This window comes from Pseudarthrobacter sp. B4EP4b (assembly GCF_006680095.1).
Taxonomy (GTDB): domain Bacteria; phylum Actinomycetota; class Actinomycetes; order Actinomycetales; family Micrococcaceae; genus Arthrobacter.
Genome location: NZ_VHIJ01000042.1, coordinates 19263 through 38426 on the forward strand (window position 1 = coordinate 19263; position 19164 = coordinate 38426).

Consider the following 19164-nt stretch of genomic DNA (forward strand, 5'->3'; position numbering starts at 1 on the left):
GCCGCATCACCAGCAGGTTCAGCCGCGCTTTCCGTCGAAGAATTCCTGGGCCTCGCTGGCTTTGGTCTTTGTGTCCTTGGTGGCCGGTTTTGGGTCCGCCGCACGGGCTGCCACGAACTCCTCAACCGCCGGGACCTGGTCGCCATCGTTGCCCGCCGCCGCGGCTTCAGCGGAGGCAGCGGACACGGCTGGAGCGGCATTGAAAGTGCGGAACGCCAGTCCGGCGATGACGGCGCCTGCCAAGGGAGCGGCAACAAATACCCAGAGCTGTTCAACAGCCCACCCCGAGCTGAATACTGCGGAGGCAACGGCCCTGGCCGGGTTGAACGGCAGGTTGCCCACCGACAGTCCCAGCTGCAGAAGGACGGCGAAGGACAGGCCAACTGCAACCGGCGCTGCGCTTGGGCCGCTGCTGTCCTGGCGGGCTGTTCCCAGGAACACGGCGGTGATGATCGCGGCCCCGATCATCTCCAGCAGCAGCACGGCCGCCAGCGGGGCCTGGATGATGGAGTGTTCACCGAAGCCGGCGGTAACGGTGTCGAAGGCCGTCCGGCTGTCCGCGATCCCTGGGAGCGTGCGCAGGATTCCGTAGAGAGCGAGCGCGGCTACCATTCCCCCGGCTGCCTGGGCCACGGTATAGGCGGCAGCTGCCCCCAAGCGGATCCGGCCGGCCACGAGGTGCCCGGCCGTGATGGCAGGGTTGAAATGCGCGCCTGAAACGTGGGCGAAAGCAAGCATTGCCGCCGTCACCGCGAGCCCGGCAGCAAGGGCGGCAGGCAGCGGGCTGGACTGCGGAAGGCTGAACAGCGGCACACCGAGCCCGGCGAGCGCCAGGAAGAAGGTTCCAAACGCCTCGGCGGCCAAACGTGGCAGAAGCCGTGGCTGGGCTGCAACAGCACCGGACGGCTGGACTGCATCGTGACGGGCCGGGACGGGCGTGCTCATGGTGATGACCTTCGAGGTAGGCGGAAACGGACGTTGCGATCAGGCAACCCCGGCATTATTCCAGTGCAGACTGTGCGTTCGCTGGACGCCAGCCGACAGCAGCTGGCACAGCAGCGGAGCCAGTGCCGGCAACGCTGCTACGCCCGCCCGCTGCGGTCGGCCCGCCGCTGGCAGCCACGGTAAATTTGCAACCATGAGTATCGAGCCGGACGCTTCCATCCCCTCCCCTAAGTCCCGTATCCACGGATCACTCCTGGGCGGCGCCCTCGGCGACTCCCTGGGCTACGCCGTGGAGTTCGACACGATTGAGCAGATCCGCGCCCGCTACGGCGCGGCCGGCCTGACGGGCTTCGAAGCCCTGGCGGGCCCCGGCCGCTTCTCCGATGACACCCAAATGACCCTGTACACAGTGGACGGCCTCGTCGAGGCGCTGGAGTGGGCAAACTCGGGAGTCGGCGCCGACGCCAACGCCTGCCTGTGGCTGGCGTACCTGCGCTGGTATGCGACCCAGGGGGAAACAGCGCCCGCCTCGGCCCCGGTCCCCCAGCCACGCTGGATTGACGCCCAGGAGGTGCTCCACCAGCGGCGGCATCCTGGTAAAGCCTGCCTTTCCGGACTTGCCACCGGGGAAATGGGCACCTCGTTCCGGCCCGTGAACCCTGACTCCAAAGGCTGCGGGACGGTGATGCGCTCGGCCCCGTTCGGGCTCATCCCGCACATCACGGCCGACGCCGTCTACAAACTGAGTGCCGACGCCGCCTCGCTCACGCATGGCCACCCGTCCGCCCGCCAGAGCGCGGGTACCTTCAGCCTGCTCATCCACCATGTGGTGGCCGGCGCCGGGCTCCGGGAAGCGGCAGCCGAGGCGCTGTCCCATGCCGCAGGCCTCGACGGCGCAGCCCCCGAGTTGCTGGAACGGCTGGAGGCCGCACTTCGGCTGGCGGGAAAGGGACTGGTGACACCCGAGGAAATGGTCCAGGCACTCGGTGAGGGCTGGGTCGCTGAAGAAGCCCTCGCCGTCGCGCTTTACTCCGTACTGGCCACCCTCCCGGATGCCGCCCCGGCGGAACCGCTGCAGCATTTCCGCCATGCTGTGGCCTTGGCCGTCAACCACAGCGGCGACAGCGATTCCACGGGCTCCATCGCCGGGAACATCCTCGGCGCCTTCTACGGCGAGGCCTGCCTGCCCTCGGAATGGCTTGCGGTGCTGGAAGGGCAGGACGTGATCCGCGGCATGGCCGGCCAGCTGGTGAAGGTCACAACCGGCGAAGGCTGATGTTGTTGCAGGCCTCGCAGACTTCCTGCGGAATCAGCCCGCGCCGCTGCAGGAATCCGAAGATCACGCAGCCGAGGCAGAAGGCGGCAAACGCTTCAAGCGACGCCGCCACGATCAGGATTGCCAGCATGGTCCAGGCGGCAGGAACAGCGCCGGCCGCGAAGAGGGCCAGGGCCGCGGTGGAGACCACTGCCCCCATGCCCTGGGCGAAGCGCTTGGGCGGCCCGGGAACCAGTTTCACCCGGCCCAGCCGTGGAGTGATGACTTTCACGGACAGCAGTGCCAGGGGCGAGATCCGGGGCCCGAAGAGGACGCGGAGCCAGAACCCGGCGGCGATGGCCGCCAGCCCCCATCCTGAACCGGCGGCCGCCGTCAGCAGCGACAGGACAACTACCAGCCCCGCCGTCACGCGGGCAGCGTACTCGTTCACGGGATTGGGGAAGGCAAAGATCTTGCGCATGAGGCAAGGCTAGGTGGAGGCCGACGCCGGGCGGAAGGTTTGTTGCCCCGCGTGACCGTGCGCCCGGGCTGCTCAGGCGCTCAGGGCTCCGGCGAAACTGCCCACCATCTGCAGGAACTCGCCCTCGGAAAGAACCTCGATGGCTTGCCCCCGCTCGTGCAGTTCGAGGACGCGGCGCGCTTTGCCGGTGAGCCTTCCCGAGCGGAGGTCCGAGGCCACGAAGCCGTCCCCCACCACCAGGACCGTGGTGCGTCCCGTCACCCGGCTCTCCGGCCTGGCACCGAACTCGGCAGAACGCTGCTTCGCCTCAGGCCGCCCGATGGACAACTGCCCGGTGAAAACCACCGTCTGGCCGTAGAGCGGGTGGCCGGGCTCGGCGAGCGGATTGGGTTCGGGGTTGGCTCCCTCTTCAGGCCAGCCGCCCTGGAACTGCCGGACCAGCCCTGCACCGCTGCCCGCCGCGCCGGACAGGGCGGCGAGGCTCGGCTTCGACAACGTGTCCCGGGCGGGGTCGAACGCCTCCTGGCGCGGCATCACAAGCCCCAGTGACAGATAGAGTTCGGCGATGCTGTTGGCCCCGTTGCGGCCGGCGATGTCGATCAGGATGCCGGCGCAGGCACGGGCATCCTCGGCGGCGTCGTGGTGGTTGACCAGCGGCACTCCGGCCTCCTCGGCGGCAAAGGGCAGGGAGTTGGACACCAGGGAGTAGCAGCGCCGGGACAGCATCACCGTGCAGACGTAGTCGTAGGCCGGACCGGGGAGTCCCGAGACCTCCAGCCCGGAGCGGATCACACCGAGATCGAACGCCGCGTTGTGCGCCGCAAGGATGTCATCGCCAATGAAGGCGCCGATCTCCGGAAAGAGCTCGCCGAACCGGGGCCGGCCCGCGACGTCCGAAGCAGTAATGCCGTGGATCCGGACGTTGTGGTAGTCGAAGTGGTCGTGGCTGGCCGGCGGGCGCATGAGCCAGGAGGCTTCCTCAACCACCTTGCCGCCCCGGACCTTCGTCAGGCCCACTGAACACGGGGACCCCCGGAATCCGTTCGCAGTCTCGAAGTCGATCGCCGTAAAGTCCAAACCCACGGGCCCCACCTTACCTTCGGAGGTTATCGTTCCCGTGTCACCCATGCCGTCCTGTCACCGAAATCACCCGGCCGCCCCGGCCGGCGCCTTCCGCCGCCACAGGGAGGAAGAGGCGTGTCAAGTACCCTTGAGGAGTGAACTTTCCTGTGATGAACGACTTCGCTGTGTCCATGCTGGGCGGTGCGGGACCGGTACAGCCACAGCTGGCCTCCTTCCTGCCCGACTGGCTGAACCCCCAGGTCTTCCTGGCCGATCCTGCCCTGGCACCCTGGGTGGTCCTGCTTGTCTGCGGCATCGTCTTCGCGGAAACCGGGCTGCTGGTGGGCTTCTTCCTGCCGGGCGACTCCATGCTGTTCACCGCCGGCCTGCTGGTGGCCACCGACACCATCAAGTTCAACGTGTGGCTTCTCGCGCTGCTGATTGTTGTGTCGGCCATCGTGGGCAACCAGACCGGCTACCTGATCGGCTCCAAAGCGGGACCGGCCATCTTCAACAAGCCCAATTCCCGCCTCTTCAAGCGTGAGAACGTTGAAAATGCCCACGCCTTCTTCGAAAAGCACGGCGGCAAAGCGCTGATCCTGGCCCGCTTTGTCCCGATCATCCGGACCTTCGTCCCGGTCATCGTGGGCGTTGCCCAGATGAGCAAAAAGAAGTTCTTCCTGTACAACGTCATCGGCGCCTTCCTTTGGGGCGGCGGCGTCACGCTCCTGGGATACCTGCTGGGCGACCGGATCCCGTGGGTCCGGGACAACCTGGACATCATCTTCATCGCCATCGTGCTGGTCTCGGTACTGCCCATCGGGGTGGAGGTCCTGCGCGGCATGTCCGCCAGGCGCCAGGCCACGGCCTACGGCACTGACCCGGTGGACGAGTTCATCGAAGAACACGCACCCGAGGAAGAGCACAAAACACCCCGCCACCTTGACGGGACGCGCCCCGACTAGCAGCACGTCTGCCACAGCGCAGAGAAGGGTGTGTTCCAGGCTTCGGCCCGGAACACACCCTTCTTTGTGCCAGCTTCGCGTTAACCTCAGCCGTGCTGGAGGGCCTCCACAATGGCGGGCAGGAGCGCCCGGAAGGCCTTGCCGCGGTGGCTGATGGCGTTCTTCTCGTCGGCGGACAGTTCCGCGCAGCTGCGGGTCTCCCCCGCCGGCTGAAGCACGGGGTCGTAGCCGAACCCGCCGTCACCGCGTGGTTCGCGCAGGAGCACGCCCTCCAGCTGCCCGTACTCCACTACTTCACGCCCGGCATCCCCGTTGGCCGCCGGCACCGCCAGCGCCGCCGCACACACAAAGGCGGCGCCACGGTGGGGGTCCGGAACATCGGAAAGCTGGTTGAGCAGCAGCCGCAGGTTCGCGGCGTCGTCACCGTGGCTGCCGGCCCACCGGGCCGAGAAGATGCCCGGCGCCCCGCCCATCACATCCACAGCGAGCCCGGAATCATCGGCGATCGCCACCAGTCCGGTCGCTTCGGCAACAGCCCGCGCTTTGAGCAGGGAATTCTCGGCGAACGTCACGCCCGTTTCGACGACGTCGGGGGCACCTGCCGCCGCCGCGTCCACAACCTGCGTGTCGACGTCGAGCCCCGGTACCTGCCCGCGCAGGAGCTCACGGAGCTCACGGAGCTTGCCCTTGTTGTGGGTGGCCAGGACCAGGCGCGGGGCTGTGCCCTGACCCGCGGCGGAGGCCGCGGTCACAGGGTGTCTGCCAGGGTTTCGCGCTGGATGGCCGCAAGCTGGGTGGTGCCGAGCAGGGCGAGGTCCAGGAGCTGGTCCAGTTCCGCCCGGTCAAAGGGGGCGCCCTCGGCTGTTCCCTGGACCTCCACGAACTTGCCCGAGCCGGTGACCACTACGTTCATGTCGGTTTCCGCCCGGACATCCTCAACGTAGGGCAGGTCCAGCATGGGAACCCCGTCGATGATGCCCACCGATACCGCCGCGATGGTGTCCATCAGGGGCTGGGCGTTCTTGGCGATCAGCTTGTTGTCGCGGGCGAACCGGATGGAGTCAGCGAGCGCTACGTAGGCACCGGTGATGGCGGCGGTCCGGGTGCCGCCGTCGGCCTGCAGCACGTCACAGTCCAGCACGATGGTGTTTTCGCCCAGGGCTTTGGTGTCAATGATGGAGCGCAGGGAACGGCCAATGAGCCGGGAGATCTCGTGCGTGCGGCCGCCGATCTTGCCCTTGACGGATTCGCGGTCGGACCGGGTGTTGGTGGCGCGGGGCAGCATGGCGTACTCGGCGGTGACCCAGCCGCGGCCCTCGCCCTTGAGCCAGCGCGGAACCCCCGCAGTGAGGGAAGCCGTGCACAGCACCCTGGTGTTGCCGAACTCGATCAGGGCCGAGCCCTCGGCCTGGTTGGACCATCCACGGGTGATGCTGATGGGCCGGAGCTGGTCCGGGGCGCGGCCGTCGCCGCGCACGATGGGCACTGCAGTTGCTTCAGAAGTCATGCCTTTAGCTTATCTACTGCCGCGCGGCACGGATGTTTCGGGCAAAGAGCCGGGCAGTCCCCGCACCAGCATCCCGCCCCTAGACGGTGTAGTGCACTCCGGCAACTGCCACGGCAACGTCGCCGCCAAAAGCCGGACGGGCCTCCGCCATGACGGTGGTCTGCGACGTCCACACCGGAATGTGCGTGAGCAGGAGCCTGCGGGCACCGGCGGCGGCAGCAGCTTCCCCGGCGCGCTTGCCGGTGAGGTGGACGTCCTTGATGCCGTCATCCCGGCCTTCTTCAAAGGCCGCTTCGCACAGGAACAGGTCCGCGTCCTTGGCGGCCTCCTCGAGGCCGGCGCAGGAGTCCGTGTCGCCGGAGTAGGTCAGCGTTTTGGTGACCCGGTTGCCTTCCTTGTCCGGTTCCACCACTTCCACCCGGAGCGCGTAGCACTCCTCGATGGGATGGTTCACGGCGAAGGGCGTCACCGTGAAGGGACCCACGGTCACGGGCTCACGCTCGGCCCAGTTAGTGAAGTCGAACTCCTCGCGCATGCCGGGGTCCAGCTCCAGTCCGTAGGCGGTGGCCATCCGGTCTGCCGTGGCAGCCGGTCCCCACACGGGAATCCGTCCCCTTTCCCAGCCGCCCGGCTTCCAGCGGACGGCGACGTGCAGGCCGCAGAGGTCCATGCAGTGGTCCGGGTGCAGGTGGGTCAGGAAGATGGCGTCGATGTCCTCAAGGTCGGTGTACCGCTGGATGGCGCCCAGTGCCCCGCTGCCCAGATCCATGACCACTTTCCAGGTCCGCTCGCCGTCGTGCGCGGTCAGCAGGTAGCACGACGCCGGGGATCCCGGCCCGGGAAAGGACCCGGTACAGCCGACAATGGTTAGCTTCATTGGCCCGGACCCCCGGTGACGGAGCTGCCCACGAAGTTGGAGATCCGCTGGCGGGTGCCGGCACGTTGCGCGGCGGCGATCATTTCCGGGGTGATGCGGGCCAGGCTGCCGGTGGGATACTGGGCCGCCACATGGTCCACGTGCCGGACCGAGAGGACTTCGGGCCCCAGGAACCTGCGGGCCAGCGCCTCGAACTGGCCGGCGTCCCCGGTTGCCACGAAGTGGTGCTCGGGCGGGGCTGTTTCAGTGCGCTGCAGGTTATGGGTGGCCAGGGCGCGGTAGACGTCCTTGGCCGTTTCCTCCGCGCTGGACACCAGGGTGACGTCCGCTCCCATCACATAGGAGATGACACCTGTCAGCAGCGGGTAGTGGGTGCAGCCGAGGACCACAGTGTCCACGCCGGCGGCCTTGAGCGGGGCAAGGTACTGCTCCGCCACGGCCAGCAGTGCCGGGCCCGTGGTGATTCCTGCCTCGACGTAGCTGACGAACTCCGGGCAGGCCACCGAGGTGATGTCCAGGTCCGGAGCGGCGGCGAACGTATCCTCGTAGGCACGCGAGCCCACGGTGGCGGAGGTGCCGATCACGCCCACCCGTCCACTGCGGGTGGCAGCAACGGCGCGCCGCACCGCCGGCTGGATGACCTCAATGACGGGGATGCCGTACTTCGCGGTGTACCGTTCCCGGGCGTCGCGGAGCACAGCGGCCGACGCCGAGTTGCAGGCTATGGTGAGCAGCTTGACGCCGGAGTCCACCAGTTCGTCCATCACGCCCAGGGCGTTGGCCCGGACTTCCGCGATGGGCAGCGGGCCATAGGGCCCGTGCGCTGTATCCCCTACGTAGAGGATGGACTCGTTGGGGAGCTGGTCGATGATGGAGCGTGCCACCGTGAGGCCGCCTACTCCGGAATCGAAGACACCGATGGGCCGTGATTCCACGGTGGCGGCCGGCAGGTCGCTGGCTTCGGATCCTGCTGCTTCAGCTGACGGATCCATGCTCGAGGCTGTTGTCATGATTATTCGAGGATAGGTCTTCCCTGCGGCCTCAGCCATCATGTTGTGGCCTGCGACTCATGTCTAATTTCTCACACGACCCGCACGGACGGCCGGGGCCAAGCCTCAACGACGGGTGTCCAGCGACTGCAGCATGGCCTGCACCAGCGATTCCTGGAGCCAGGTGGCGAAGTTGTAGACCAGGGCCAGATAGCTCTCCACGTCCTCCGCCTGGGACCAGTCCTGCATGAGGTGGACGTGCTCGGCGTCCTCTTCATCCTGGATGTCCAGCCGCTCCGCCAGGACCAGCCGGACATCGTTCAGCGCCATCGACCAGTGCTTGGCGCCTTCGGCAGAGAGAACGATCTCGTCCTTGTCCAGGTCCAGGGCCGCCGCCCGCAGCGCGCCGATCTTCGTCTCACGCAAGGACCGCTCGGTGAGCTGGCGGAACTCAAGGGACGCGGCGCCGTCGTTCTTCATCACGTTGGGGAGGAGCCGCTTCACTGCCCGGTCCGAGGGCTCGGCAACATCCATGTCGAGGCCGATCAGGGCAGCCAGCGGGTCCTGGCCGGAGCGGTCCTCGGGCTGCAGCATGGAGATCACATCGTCGATGAGGCTGCGCAGCAGCTCCCGCTCGGTGGGCTCCAGGTAGCCGGTAATGCCTTTGAGTCCGTATTTGAACGCCTTAGCCACGTTTTCCCTTACCCTGGCCGGACCCGCCGGACTTGCCTGAATTGCCGCCCGGTCCGCCGCTGGCCTTCTCCACGGTGGCCCACAGCCCGAAACCGTGCATGGCCACCGCGTGGCGCTCCACCTGTTCCTTGCTGCCGTTGGCAACAATCGAGCGGCCCTTTTTGTGGACCTCCATCATGAGCTTGTTCGCTTTGGTTTCCGAGTAGCCGAAGTAGCTTTGGAAAACATAGCTGACGTAGCTCATGAGGTTTACGGGGTCATTCCAGATCACCAGGTTCCAGGGGATGTCCGGTGCGGCCAGGAAGCCGGTGGACTCCTCTGTGCCGGTCCGGGTGCCCTCTTGGGTATCAGGGCCGAGCGCAACGCTTAAGGTCATCTGTCCATTCTAAGGGGGAGGATTGGCCCACACCGGCGAGGGGCCCGCGGCGAAGCGAAGCGAGACGTGGGAGCCGGTGGGGACTAGAGTGACTTTCGTGAGCACCTCAGCCGGCTGGGACCATCCCCGCACGTCCTTTTACACTGACCATTACGAGCTGACCATGCTGCAGGCGTCCCTTCATTCGGGCGCCGCGCACCGGAAGTCCGTCTTTGAGGCCTTTGCCCGGCGGCTCCCGGACGGCCGGCGGTACGGCATCGTGGCAGGCACCGGCCGGCTGCTGGAGGGCATCGCGAACTTCCGGTTCGGCGAGGCGGAACTGGACTTCCTGGCCCGCACCAACGTGGTGAACGAGGAAACGCTGGAGTACCTGGCGTCCTACCGTTTCTCCGGTGACATCTGGGGCTACCCGGAGGGCGAGGCCTACTTCCCGTACTCCCCCATCCTCATTGTTGAGTCCACCTTCGCCGAAGCCTGCATGCTGGAGACCTACCTGCTCTCGGTCCTCAACCACGACAGCGCCATCGCCTCCGCCGCGTCCCGGATGATCAGTGCTGCCGGCGGCCGCCCGTGCATCGAGATGGGTTCCCGCCGCACGCACGAGGAGGCGGCCACCGCATCCGCGAGGGCGGCCATCATTGCCGGGTTCGACAGCACGTCCAACCTCGAGGCGGGCATCCGCTACGGGGTTAAGACTGTGGGCACCGCCGCCCACTCCTTCACCCTCCTGCACGATACGGAGCGGGACGCCTTCGAGGCACAGATTGCCTCCCTTGGGGAGGGCACTTCCCTCCTGGTGGACACGTACGACGTCGAAACAGCCGTGCGTGCGGCCGTGGACCTGGCCGGTCCACGCCTTGGCGCCGTCCGGCTTGATTCGGGCGACCTCGTGGCGCAGGCCCAGTGGGTGCGCCAGCTTCTGGACCAGTTGGGCAATGAGAACACCAAGATCGTGGTCACTTCGGACCTGGACGAGTTCGCGATTGCAGCGCTTCAGTCCGCGCCTGTGGATTCCTATGGGGTGGGCACCTCTCTGGTGACAGGGTCCGGAGCACCGACCGCCAGCATGGTCTACAAGCTGGTCAGCCGCACGGACGGCGACGGAGACTTCGTTTCCGTGGCCAAGGCCGCCAAGAACAAGGCCAGCGTGGGCGGACGGAAGTACGCCCTGCGGAAACTGGACGAGCGGGGCATTGCCACCGCCGAGGTGGTGGGCGTGGGCCACCGGCCGGAGGACGACGGCAACGACCGCCCGCTGCTGCAGCAGTTCATGAAGAACGGCGAACTGATGCCGGGCTGGACCGGCCATGAAGGCGTGGTCCGGGCCCGCCGCCGGCACGCCGAAACCATGGCCGAGCTGCCCGCCGTGGTCAACCGCCTCCAGCGCGGGGAAGCAGCTATTCCCACCAATTACGAGGAGAACTGATGTCCCGGGCCCTGATCATCGTCGACGTCCAGAACGATTTCTGCGAAGGCGGCTCCCTGGCCGTTGCCGGCGGCGCGGATGTGGCCGGCGCCATCAGCGAATACGTGGACGCGCACCACAACGAGTTCGACCACATCGTGGCCACCCAGGACTGGCACATCAATCCCGGCGGCCACTTCTCCGAAACCCCCGACTTCGTTGACAGCTGGCCGCCGCACTGCGTGGCCGGTACCCGCGGAGCCGAGCTCCACCCGGACCTGGACACCGAATACATCGAGGCCTATTTCCAGAAAGGGCAGTTCGCCGCCGCCTACTCCGGTTTCGAGGGGCTGCTGGCCCCTGACGACGCCGTTCCCACCGGTGAGCGGCAGCCGGGCGCGCTGCCCGGTTCCGGCGACGCTGACCGGTTCGCCCCGGACGAAGACGCGATTGGCCTGGACGACTGGCTGCAGAGCAACGACGTCGAGGAGGTTGTGGTGGTGGGCATCGCCACGGACTATTGCGTCAAGGCCACCTCGCTGGACGCCGTGCAGGCGGGCTACTCCGTCACCGTCATCCGCTCCCTCACCGCCGGGATTGCCGATGACCTGGAGGAAGCCGTCACAGAACTGGAACTCGGCGGCGTGGACGTCGCCTGACCGCCCGCGGCTGCAGATGCGCAGCTAACGAACAGTAACAACAGAAGAGGCCCGGTGCTGTGCACCGGGCCTCTTCTGTTCGCCAAACACTGTCATTTCCTGCCGACGAACCAGTCCTGGAGCTTCCGCAGGCGTGACTGCAGCTGTTCCTCGTTCGCCTGGGCCACGGGCGGACCGCCGCAGACCGTGCGCAGTTTGGTATGCACCACACCATGCGGTGTACCGGTCCGGGCTGACCAGGCGGCCACGTTTTTGGCCAGCTCGTTCCGGAGGTCCATCAGCAGCCTGTGGTCCGGGACAGCCGGCGCCGGAGCCTGCGCAGCTGCCGCAGGAGCCTTCCGGTTCTTGCGGTTGAGCTGTTCATGCTGGCGCTGCCGCAGGAGGGTGCCCACCTGTTCGGCATCCAGCAGCCCGGGGATGCCCAGGAAGTCCAGTTCGTCCTCGGAGCCAACCTCGCCGCCGGTTCCGAACTCGCCGCCGTCGAACAGCACTCGGTCGAAGGACGCCTGGGAGTCCAGTGCCTCGAATTTGCCCTTGGTCAGGCTGTCGGAGGCCTTCTCCTCGCGGTTGGCCTCATCCATGAGCGAGTCTTCGGGGTTGAAAAGCCCGTCCCCGTCCTCCTTCTCCGGCCGGTCCAGGGCGTGGTCGCGTTCCATTTCCATGGAGTTGGCCAGGGCCATCAGCTGCGGGACCGACGGCAGGAAGACCGACGCCGTCTCGCCCCTTTTGCGGGCACGCACGAAGCGGCCCACGGCCTGCGCGAAAAACAGCGGGGTGGACGTGGATGTGGCATAGACGCCGACAGAAAGGCGCGGAACGTCCACGCCTTCGGACACCATGCGGACGGCCACCATCCAGCGCTGGTCCCCGGCCGAAAACTCCTCGATCTTGCTGGAGGCCTTCGCATCGTCGGACAGAATGACGGTGGGCGACTGCCCCGTGATCCTTTTCAGCTGCCCGGCGTAGGCCCGCGCGTCCTCGTGGTCGGTGGCGATGACCAGGCCGCCGGCGTCGGGCACGGTCCGCCGCACTTCACTGAGCCGCTTGTCCGCACCGGCCAGGACGGCCGGAATCCACTCGCCGGCCGGGTTCAATGCCGTGCGCCAGGCGTGGGACGTGATGTCCTTGGTGACGGCGGCTTCGCCGAGCGAGGCAGCCATTTCCTCGCCGGCACTGGTGCGCCAGCGCATCTGCCCGGAGTAGGCCATAAACATCACCGGACGGACCACGTGGTCCCGCAGGGCGTTGCCGTAGCCGTAGGTGTAGTCAGCCTTGGAGCGGCGGATGCCGTCCCGGTCCTGCGCATACTCCACAAACGGGATGGGCGAGGTGTCGGAACGGAACGGGGTTCCGGTCAGGGACAGCCGCCGGACCGCGGGGTCGAAGGCCTCGCGGAGGCCGTCGCCCCAGGAAAGGGCCTCGCCGCCGTGGTGGATTTCGTCCAAAATCACCAGGGTCCGCGCCGCCTCCGTCTTGGCCCGGTGCAGCAGGGGCTTGCTGGCCACCTGGGCATACGTGACGGCGACACCGATGAAGCCGCGGCCGTGCTGGCCATCGGAGTTCTTGAAGTTGGGGTCGATGGCGATGCCGACCTTCGCTGCCGCGTCCGCCCACTGGCGCTTCAGGTGGTCGGTGGGCGCCACAATGGTCACCCGGTTTACGGCACCGGAGTCTATGAGCGTGGAGGCGATCCGCAGCGCGAAGGTGGTTTTACCGGCGCCGGGAGTAGCTACTGCCAGGAAGTCCCGCGGACTCGCCTTCAGGTAGAGGTCCAGGGCTTCCTGCTGCCAGGCACGGAGTTTCGGGGCGGTTCCCCAGGCTGCACGTTCCGGATAAGCCGGAGGCAGGGTGGGGCCGCCAAAGAGCGTCTCCGTCACTACTTGTTGTTGCCTGAGTCCCCTCCGGGACCCTTGCCGCCGTCGTTGCCCGGGCGGAGGCCGTCATAGACCTCTTTGCACATGGGGCACACCGGGAACTTCTGCGGATCCCGGCCCGGCGTCCACACCTTGCCGCACAGGGCAATGACAGGCTCCCCGGTCAGGGCGGACTCCATGATCTTTTCCTTGCGCACATAGTGCGAAAAGCGCTCCCGGTCCCCGGGCTCCACTTCCTGGCGCAGTTCCTCGCGCTCAATGGTGGCTGTGGACGATCCAGCCCCGGAAAGCTCACGCATCGGGTCGTTGTCGAGAGGGTCCGTCATGCTAGTCATGCGATCCATCTTAGCCGTTCCGGCAGCTGGACGTTCGACGCCGGAGGCTCCGGCCGCGCCGCCCGTGACCTGCCGCCGTCGTACTTTCCTCCCGGTTACCCGGCCCGCCGGCCTGCGGTCAGAGGCCCTGCCAGGCCGGTTTGTTGTCGTAGGTGTGGCGGTAGAAATCGGCCAGTTTCAGGGCCGAGGCGGCTGCCTCGTCCAGCAGGACGGTGGCGTGGGGATGGAACTGCAGCACCGATGCCGGGCAGATGGCAGCCACCGGCCCTTCAACGAATTCCCGCACTGCCTGCGCCTTTTGTGCCCCCGTTGCCACCAGAATCACATGCCTGGCCTCCATGATGGTGCCCAGCCCCTGGGTGAGGACGTGGTGCGGGACTTCGGCCAGGCTGTTAAAGAAACGGGCGTTGTCCCGGCGTGTCTGTTCGATGAGGCTCTTGATCCGGGTGCGGGAGGCGAAGGAGGATCCGGGCTCGTTGAATCCGATGTGGCCGTCAGTGCCCACGCCCAGGAGCTGCAGGTCGATGCCGCCCGCTGCAGCGATGGAGTCCTCGTACGCCTGGCAGGCAGCGGGAATGTCGGCGGCCGTGCCGTCCGGGCCGTGGACGTTCTCCGGGGCGATGTTCACCCGGTTGGTGAACTCGCGCCGGATCACCTCGCGGTAGGATTCCGGGTGGCCGGCGGGCAGGCCAACGTATTCGTCCAGGGCAAACCCGTGCGCCCGGCTGAAGTCCAGGCCATCCCGCTCGTGGCGGCCGGCCAGTTCATCGTAGACGGGCAACGGCGAGGATCCGGTGGCCAGGCCGAGGACCGCATCCGGCTTGTGCCGGAGCAGTTCCCCGATGGCGTCAGCTGCCAGCCTGCCGATCTGCTTGCTGCCGTTGAGGATAACAACTTCCATCTTGTTCCTTCCGGGGCCTTTTCAGCGGTTGACGGTGAGCTGGGCCAGCAGCTCCGGGCCGCGGGCGTCCAGCCATTTCCCGCCCAGCCGTACGCCGGTGACAAAAAGCGCCAGCCCCAGCAGGAGCCCGGCGCCGAGGTTGAGCCAGCCGAACAGGCTGTTGCCGGTGACCAGCTGGGCGATGAGCAGCGCTGCCTCGGGCAGGACCAGCACAAACAGAATCCCCATCCCGGCGAACTGCACTGCCAGGGTTTGGCCCACGTTTCCGGGCGGCTTCTTGAAGGGGCTGTCCCCCGGCAGCGGAACGGCCACCGCGTACCGGGCCGACACCACGGAAGACAGTCCCAGCCCCGTCAGTAGGATCCCGAGGCTCAACCCCAGCTGGCCCGGAAGAGCAACCCACTCCCCGGCGAATGCAGCGTGGCCAATGGCGAACGCCAGGACAACAGGCAGGGCGAAGGCCAGGCAGGCGAGCGCCCGGCCCAGTCTGTCGTGCACGCCCCGGACGCCGCTGGCAAGGTGCAGTGCGAAGGCGGTGTTGTCATAGGAGACATCGGCGGAGATGGACCAGGCGAGGATAAACGCCGTCAGGGGTGCCAGGAGGGCAAGCGTGCTGAAATCGCCGGTCTGGCTGCCCTGGAACACCAGCACCACCGGGAGCAGCGGTACCACGATGAGTGAGCCGGAGTAGCGCGGATCGCGGATCCAGTACGTGAGGGACCGGGCCATCACGGCGCCGGCAGGAACAGCCGGCAGGAGACCGAACAGGCCCAGCTTTCCGCCCTTGCGCTTGCCGCTGCCCGAATACGGCGGACTGACCAGTGCCCGCTCCAGCAGCAGCTTCCAGCACCAGGTGAGTCCGGCCAGGACCGCAACGGATATCAGGAGCTTCAGGGCGGCCGCTCCCGGTTGGCCTGCTTCGAGATCCCCGGCGATAGCCCAGGGGGCACCCAGCGGAGTCCAGGACATTGCCTGGGCAAACTCGGGCAGGAAGCCTGCAGAGGCGGAGATTCCGCGGCTGACTCCCGCCACGATGGGACCCAGGAGGACCAGGGGCACCATAAACGCGATGGCACTGACGTCCTTGAAGCGCCGGGATGCGGCGAGGCTCGCGGTTGCTGTGGTGACCACCTTGGAGAGCACAATGCAGGTCAGTACTCCCAGCACTGCTCCCACGAGGGCTGCGACCGCGGGCAGAACGCCGCGGGACCAGCTGACTACAGTGGCCAATGCCACCAGGGTGGTGGCCAGCCCGGGAATTCCGATCAGCCCGCCGAGTGCCAGCCCTGCCAGCATCTGTTTCATGGGAATGGCAAAGGTGGTGAAGCGGGCAGGATCGAGCGTCATGTCCGTGGCCGAAGCAACCACGGGAATGATGCCCCAGCCCAGGATGGAAGCTGCGCCGCCAAGCACCACGGCGGTTTGCACGAGTTCGGGTTCGGCGCGGCGGAGCAGCACCAGCACCACCACCAGCGTGGCCACCACGCCCAGTGCATACAGTCCGGCAAACGCAATGCCCACCAGCTGCCAGGGGCTGCGCCGCAGGCCGTTGCGCAGCAGCGTGAGTTTGAGCCTTAGAAGGTGCGCAACCATTCCAGCCCTTCCGTATGGCTGCGCCCGCCCACCAGTTGGACAAAGCGGTCCTCCAGCGAGGCCCCGGCCCGGACCTCGTCCACGGTGCCCGCGGCCAAAAGCCGCCCGGCGGACACCACGGCAACGTGGTCGCACATGCGCTGCACCAGGTCCATCACGTGGCTGGAGACAATCACTGTCCCGCCCGAGGCCACGTAGCTGTCCAGGATGGAGCGGATATTGGCGGCCGAGACCGGGTCCACTGCTTCAAAGGGTTCGTCCAGCACCAGCAGCCGGGGAGCATGGATCAGCGCCGAAGCCAGGGCAATCTTTTTGGTCATGCCGGCGGAGTAGTCCACCACCAGCGTGCCCGCGTCCTGGGCCAGGTCCAGGGCTGTGAGCAGTTCCCCCACGCGGCTGGCCACCACGTCCTTGTCCATGCCCCGCAGCAGCCCCGCATAGGTGACCAGCTGCTCACCGGTGAGCCGGTCGAACAGCCTCACGCCGTCGGGCAGGATGCCCATCAGCCTCTTGGCCTCCAGCGGCCGGGCCCAAACGTCAACCCCGTGGACCACAGCTGTGCCGAAGTCAGGGCGGAGGAGCCCCGTGGCCATCGAAAGCGTGGTGGTCTTGCCGGCGCCGTTCGGGCCCACGATCCCGAAGAAGGAACCGGCCGGAACGTCCAGGCTGATGCCGTCCACGGCGATCTTCTGCCCGAAGCGCTTGGCCAGCCCGCGGATGGACAGTGCCGCTATGGGAGCCGGCTGTAGCGGAGGCTGCGGTACCGTTTCAGGCTGTACTGGATCAGAAGGTTGTACTGGAGCAGTGAGCTGTACCGGATCAGCGTGCTGTATCGGTTCAGGGTGCTGGGCTGTCATGAAGCCAGACTAGTCCTCACCCTCCGGCTTCGGGGTCCTCCTGCAGGAGTAGAAAAGCAGGCGCGGGCCCGAAGCCTCCCGGTCCTGCCGGGCTGGTCTTAGACCGCCGGTCCTACCGCTTACGGCGGATGCGGATGGGACCTTTGGCGGTGGCGGGATCAACCACTGACCCGCCCTGGGTGATCTCCACCTCGCCGGCGTCCACCAGCCGCCGCGCAGCCTTACGGGCAGGTTCCATCAGGTCCCGCCAGGTGTCGCCGCCAACAGCGCGGGCTGCGTCCGACGGGCAGATGGTGGACGTGGCGGCCCTGGCAGCCAGGAGCGCCAGGATCGTGGCCTCGAGTTGCCGGTCCGAGCTGCCGTCAGGGAGCTGTTCCTCTTCGCGTTTCCCGTCCGCCATGTCACACCCCGGCGGTCAGAAGGTCCGGCGCGGCACCGCACGCTCGTACTGCGGCACCCACGGAATGGTGTGGCCCAGTTCGAACGCTGCCCGCAGCCACCAGTGCGGATCCCGCAGGGCGGCCCGGGCGATAAAAACGCCGTCGGCCTGACCGGTGGCGATGGCGTGCTCGGCCTGGCCTGCGGAGGTCAGCAGGCCCACGGTACCGGTGGGCACGCCCGCCTCATTGCGGATCGCGGCGGAGAATCCGGTCTGGTAGCCGGGACCGGCCTTGATCTGCTGATGGGCCACTGCTCCGCCGCTGGAAACGTCCACCAGGTCCACGCCGCGCTCCGCAGCCTGGCGGGCCAGACGCACGGAGGCGGGAAGATCCACGCCGCCCTCGGCCCAGTCGCTGGCCGAGATCCTCAGCAGCAGGGGCATCGAATCAGGAATGACATCCCGCACCGCATCCACCACTGCAAGCATGAGCCTGCTCCGGCCCGCTTCATCCCCGCCCCAGGCGTCAGTCCGCGCATTGATCAGCGGGCTCTGGAACTGGTGCAGCAGGTAGCCGTGGGCCCCGTGGATCTCCACAGTGTCGAATCCGGCATCAACGGCACGGACTGCCGCGGCGGCGAAGTCGCGGATGACCTGCTGGATCTGCTCTTCCGTCATTTCGGCGGGCTGGGCATACCCGTCAAACGCCGAGGGTGAGGGTCCCAGGGTGGCCCAGCCGCCGTCGGACTCCGGGACACTGCCGTGCTGGCCGGAGAAGGGCCAATAAGTGGAAGCCTTCCGGCCGGCATGGGCCAGCTGGGCGCCGATTTTTGCGTCCGCCGCACCATAACGGTGCACGAAGGAGGTGATCCGCTGCCAGGCCTCCGCCTGGGCGTCGTTGTACAGGCCCGCGTCCCGGGGGCTGATCCTGCCTTCGGGGTTGACGGCGGCCGCCTCGGTGAGGATCAGCGCCGCGCCGCCGGCGGCGAAGGAGCCCAGATGCATCAGGTGCCAGTCGTGCGGAACCCCGGGCGCGTCGTCGGGATCGCAGCTGTACTGGCACATGGGCGACACCCAGCCGCGGTGCTGGAGCTCCAGCGAACGGAGTTTGAGCGGCTCAAACAGTGCGGACACTAGAAGAGCACCCGGGCCAGGGCCTGGCGCGCCTTGGCAACGCGCTCATCCGACGTTCCCACCACCTCGAACAGCTCGAGCAGGCGGACGCGGGCGGTCTCCCGCTCAGGACCGAAGTTCCGGCCAATGAAGCTGACCAGGCGGTTCAGTGCATCTTCGACATGTCCGCCGGCAACGTCCAGGTCTGCGACTGCAAACTGCACGTCCAGGTTGTCCGGTTCATCCGCTGCCTGGGTGCGGAGGGCTTCGCTGTCCTGGGCGGTAAGCGGCTGGAGCCGCAGCATCAGCTCCACCTGGGCCAGCCCGGCCTTGGCCTCATGGTCGGCCGGCATGTCCTTCAGCGCCTGGCGGTAAGCGTCAGCCGCGGCAGCGTAGTCGCCGGCTTCGATGGCATCAAAGGCGGCCTGGTGCAGCGGCGGGAGCGGCGCGGGCTCCGCTTCTGCCCCGGCTCCCCCGCCGAGGCTGCCCGTCACGCCGTTGGCTGCGGCGACTTTCAGCAGTTCGTCAAAGAGGCTGCGGACCTGCTGTTCGTCGGCACCGCCCTGGAAGAGCGGGACCGGCTGCCCCTTCAGCACGGCAACGGCGGTGGGCACCGCCTGCACCTGGAACGCCTGGGCCAGCTGCGGGAAGGCTTCGATGTCGGCTGCGCCAAGGACCAGCCGGCCGCCGTAGCTGTCCACTACCTGTTCGAGGACGTCCAGCATGCCGGCGGACTCGGGCGAGTAGGAGGCCCACAGTGCAAACACCACGGGGACCTGCGCTGAGAGCTCCACGAGCTGCTGAAAATTGGCCTCGGTGACGTTGACCTTCAGTTCCGGGCCACCGGGGGCCTGGCCGGGCTGGTCACCGCCGTTTCCGGGGGGCGGGGCGGACGGGG

Annotated in this window: 21 protein-coding genes; 4 read left to right on the top strand and 17 right to left on the bottom strand. The window is 67.4% G+C overall.

From position 1 onward, the window contains the following. Nucleotides 1–18 precede the first annotated feature (18 nt). Nucleotides 19–945: an aquaporin gene (locus FNL14_RS16360; protein ID WP_142061997.1), complete on the bottom strand. Its 927-nt coding sequence runs from the start codon at nucleotides 943–945 to the stop codon at nucleotides 19–21. Between the two features lie 193 nt (nucleotides 946–1138). Here FNL14_RS16360 and FNL14_RS16365 point away from each other — a divergent pair, with 193 nt between their 5' ends. Continuing rightward, a complete protein-coding gene (locus tag FNL14_RS16365) occupies nucleotides 1139–2221 on the top strand; it encodes an ADP-ribosylglycohydrolase family protein (RefSeq protein ID WP_142062000.1) in 1083 nt (360 codons plus the stop codon). Here the strand turns inward: FNL14_RS16365 and FNL14_RS16370 are convergent. Both FNL14_RS16370 and FNL14_RS16375 read right to left on the bottom strand, forming a co-directional pair. Further along, nucleotides 2202–2681, bottom strand: coding sequence for a DUF4395 domain-containing protein (locus FNL14_RS16370; RefSeq protein WP_142062003.1), 480 nt, complete (start codon nucleotides 2679–2681; stop codon nucleotides 2202–2204). The two genes, FNL14_RS16365 and FNL14_RS16370, sit on opposite strands and share 20 nt — an antisense overlap. 72 nt (nucleotides 2682–2753) lie before the next feature. Then, a complete protein-coding gene (locus FNL14_RS16375; protein WP_091416057.1) occupies nucleotides 2754–3764 on the bottom strand; it encodes an exonuclease domain-containing protein in 1011 nt (336 codons plus the stop codon). Between the two features lie 149 nt (nucleotides 3765–3913). On the opposite strand from FNL14_RS16375, the gene FNL14_RS16380 reads away from it, so the two are divergent. Next, nucleotides 3914–4708, top strand: a complete 795-nt coding sequence (locus FNL14_RS16380) for a DedA family protein (RefSeq protein ID WP_142062038.1) — start codon at nucleotides 3914–3916, stop codon at nucleotides 4706–4708. An 86-nt stretch (nucleotides 4709–4794) separates the two neighbouring features. Here FNL14_RS16380 and rdgB read toward each other — a convergent pair whose 3' ends face one another. From rdgB to clpS, 6 genes are all read right to left on the bottom strand, one after another. Continuing rightward, nucleotides 4795–5460, bottom strand: a complete 666-nt coding sequence (gene rdgB / locus FNL14_RS16385) for an RdgB/HAM1 family non-canonical purine NTP pyrophosphatase (protein ID WP_142062005.1) — start codon at nucleotides 5458–5460, stop codon at nucleotides 4795–4797. Then, nucleotides 5457–6215: a ribonuclease PH gene (gene rph / locus FNL14_RS16390; protein WP_142062008.1), complete on the bottom strand. Its 759-nt coding sequence runs from the start codon at nucleotides 6213–6215 to the stop codon at nucleotides 5457–5459. Before rph ends, rdgB begins: the two co-directional genes overlap by 4 nt. 79 nt (nucleotides 6216–6294) lie before the next feature. Further along, entirely contained in the window at nucleotides 6295–7092 is a 798-nt protein-coding gene (locus FNL14_RS16395) for an MBL fold metallo-hydrolase (RefSeq protein WP_142062011.1), read from the bottom strand. Next, a complete protein-coding gene (murI, locus tag FNL14_RS16400; RefSeq protein WP_142062041.1) occupies nucleotides 7089–8084 on the bottom strand; it encodes a glutamate racemase in 996 nt (331 codons plus the stop codon). Before murI ends, FNL14_RS16395 begins: the two co-directional genes overlap by 4 nt. Nucleotides 8085–8207: 123 nt before the next feature. Further along, nucleotides 8208–8774 carry a DUF2017 domain-containing protein gene (locus FNL14_RS16405; protein WP_091415741.1) on the bottom strand — a complete coding sequence of 189 codons (567 nt, stop codon included), beginning with the start codon at nucleotides 8772–8774 and terminating at the stop codon, nucleotides 8208–8210. Continuing rightward, on the bottom strand, nucleotides 8767–9150 hold the full coding sequence (gene clpS / locus FNL14_RS16410; RefSeq protein WP_091415739.1) for an ATP-dependent Clp protease adapter ClpS: 384 nt from the start codon (nucleotides 9148–9150) through the stop codon (nucleotides 8767–8769). The genes FNL14_RS16405 and clpS overlap by 8 nt, the downstream gene beginning before the upstream one ends. 97 nt (nucleotides 9151–9247) lie before the next feature. Here clpS and FNL14_RS16415 point away from each other — a divergent pair, with 97 nt between their 5' ends. Continuing rightward, complete coding sequence (locus tag FNL14_RS16415) at nucleotides 9248–10576, top strand: nicotinate phosphoribosyltransferase (RefSeq protein WP_142062015.1); 1329 nt, start codon at nucleotides 9248–9250, stop codon at nucleotides 10574–10576. Next, the gene (locus FNL14_RS16420) at nucleotides 10576–11214 is read left to right on the top strand and encodes an isochorismatase family protein (protein WP_142062018.1); all 639 of its coding nucleotides are present in this window, start codon (nucleotides 10576–10578) and stop codon (nucleotides 11212–11214) included. The genes FNL14_RS16415 and FNL14_RS16420 overlap by 1 nt, the downstream gene beginning before the upstream one ends. Before the next feature lie 92 nt (nucleotides 11215–11306). Here FNL14_RS16420 and FNL14_RS16425 read toward each other — a convergent pair whose 3' ends face one another. The 8 genes from FNL14_RS16425 to FNL14_RS16460 form a co-directional block, all read right to left on the bottom strand. Then, complete coding sequence (locus FNL14_RS16425) at nucleotides 11307–13091, bottom strand: DEAD/DEAH box helicase (protein ID WP_142062021.1); 1785 nt, start codon at nucleotides 13089–13091, stop codon at nucleotides 11307–11309. Then, nucleotides 13091–13423, bottom strand: a complete 333-nt coding sequence (locus FNL14_RS16430; RefSeq protein WP_370455872.1) for a DUF3039 domain-containing protein — start codon at nucleotides 13421–13423, stop codon at nucleotides 13091–13093. The genes FNL14_RS16425 and FNL14_RS16430 overlap by 1 nt, the downstream gene beginning before the upstream one ends. A gap of 118 nt (nucleotides 13424–13541) precedes the next feature. Then, entirely contained in the window at nucleotides 13542–14324 is a 783-nt protein-coding gene (gene nagB / locus FNL14_RS16435; RefSeq protein WP_142062024.1) for a glucosamine-6-phosphate deaminase, read from the bottom strand. Nucleotides 14325–14345: 21 nt separating this feature from the next. Beyond that, entirely contained in the window at nucleotides 14346–15917 is a 1572-nt protein-coding gene (locus FNL14_RS16440; RefSeq protein WP_142062026.1) for a transporter, read from the bottom strand. Further along, nucleotides 15899–16774 (bottom strand): ABC transporter ATP-binding protein, encoded by an 876-nt coding sequence (locus tag FNL14_RS16445; protein ID WP_255470883.1) that lies wholly within the window; start codon nucleotides 16772–16774, stop codon nucleotides 15899–15901. Before FNL14_RS16445 ends, FNL14_RS16440 begins: the two co-directional genes overlap by 19 nt. 112 nt (nucleotides 16775–16886) lie before the next feature. Then, the gene (locus FNL14_RS16450; protein ID WP_142062029.1) at nucleotides 16887–17174 is read right to left on the bottom strand and encodes a DUF3253 domain-containing protein; all 288 of its coding nucleotides are present in this window, start codon (nucleotides 17172–17174) and stop codon (nucleotides 16887–16889) included. A 15-nt stretch (nucleotides 17175–17189) separates the two neighbouring features. Further along, on the bottom strand, nucleotides 17190–18287 hold the full coding sequence (locus FNL14_RS16455) for an NADH:flavin oxidoreductase/NADH oxidase (RefSeq protein WP_142062032.1): 1098 nt from the start codon (nucleotides 18285–18287) through the stop codon (nucleotides 17190–17192). Further along, the coding region (locus FNL14_RS16460) for a tetratricopeptide repeat protein (RefSeq protein ID WP_142062035.1) at nucleotides 18287–19164 on the bottom strand (878 nt) is incomplete at its 5' end. The genes FNL14_RS16455 and FNL14_RS16460, both read right to left, overlap by 1 nt.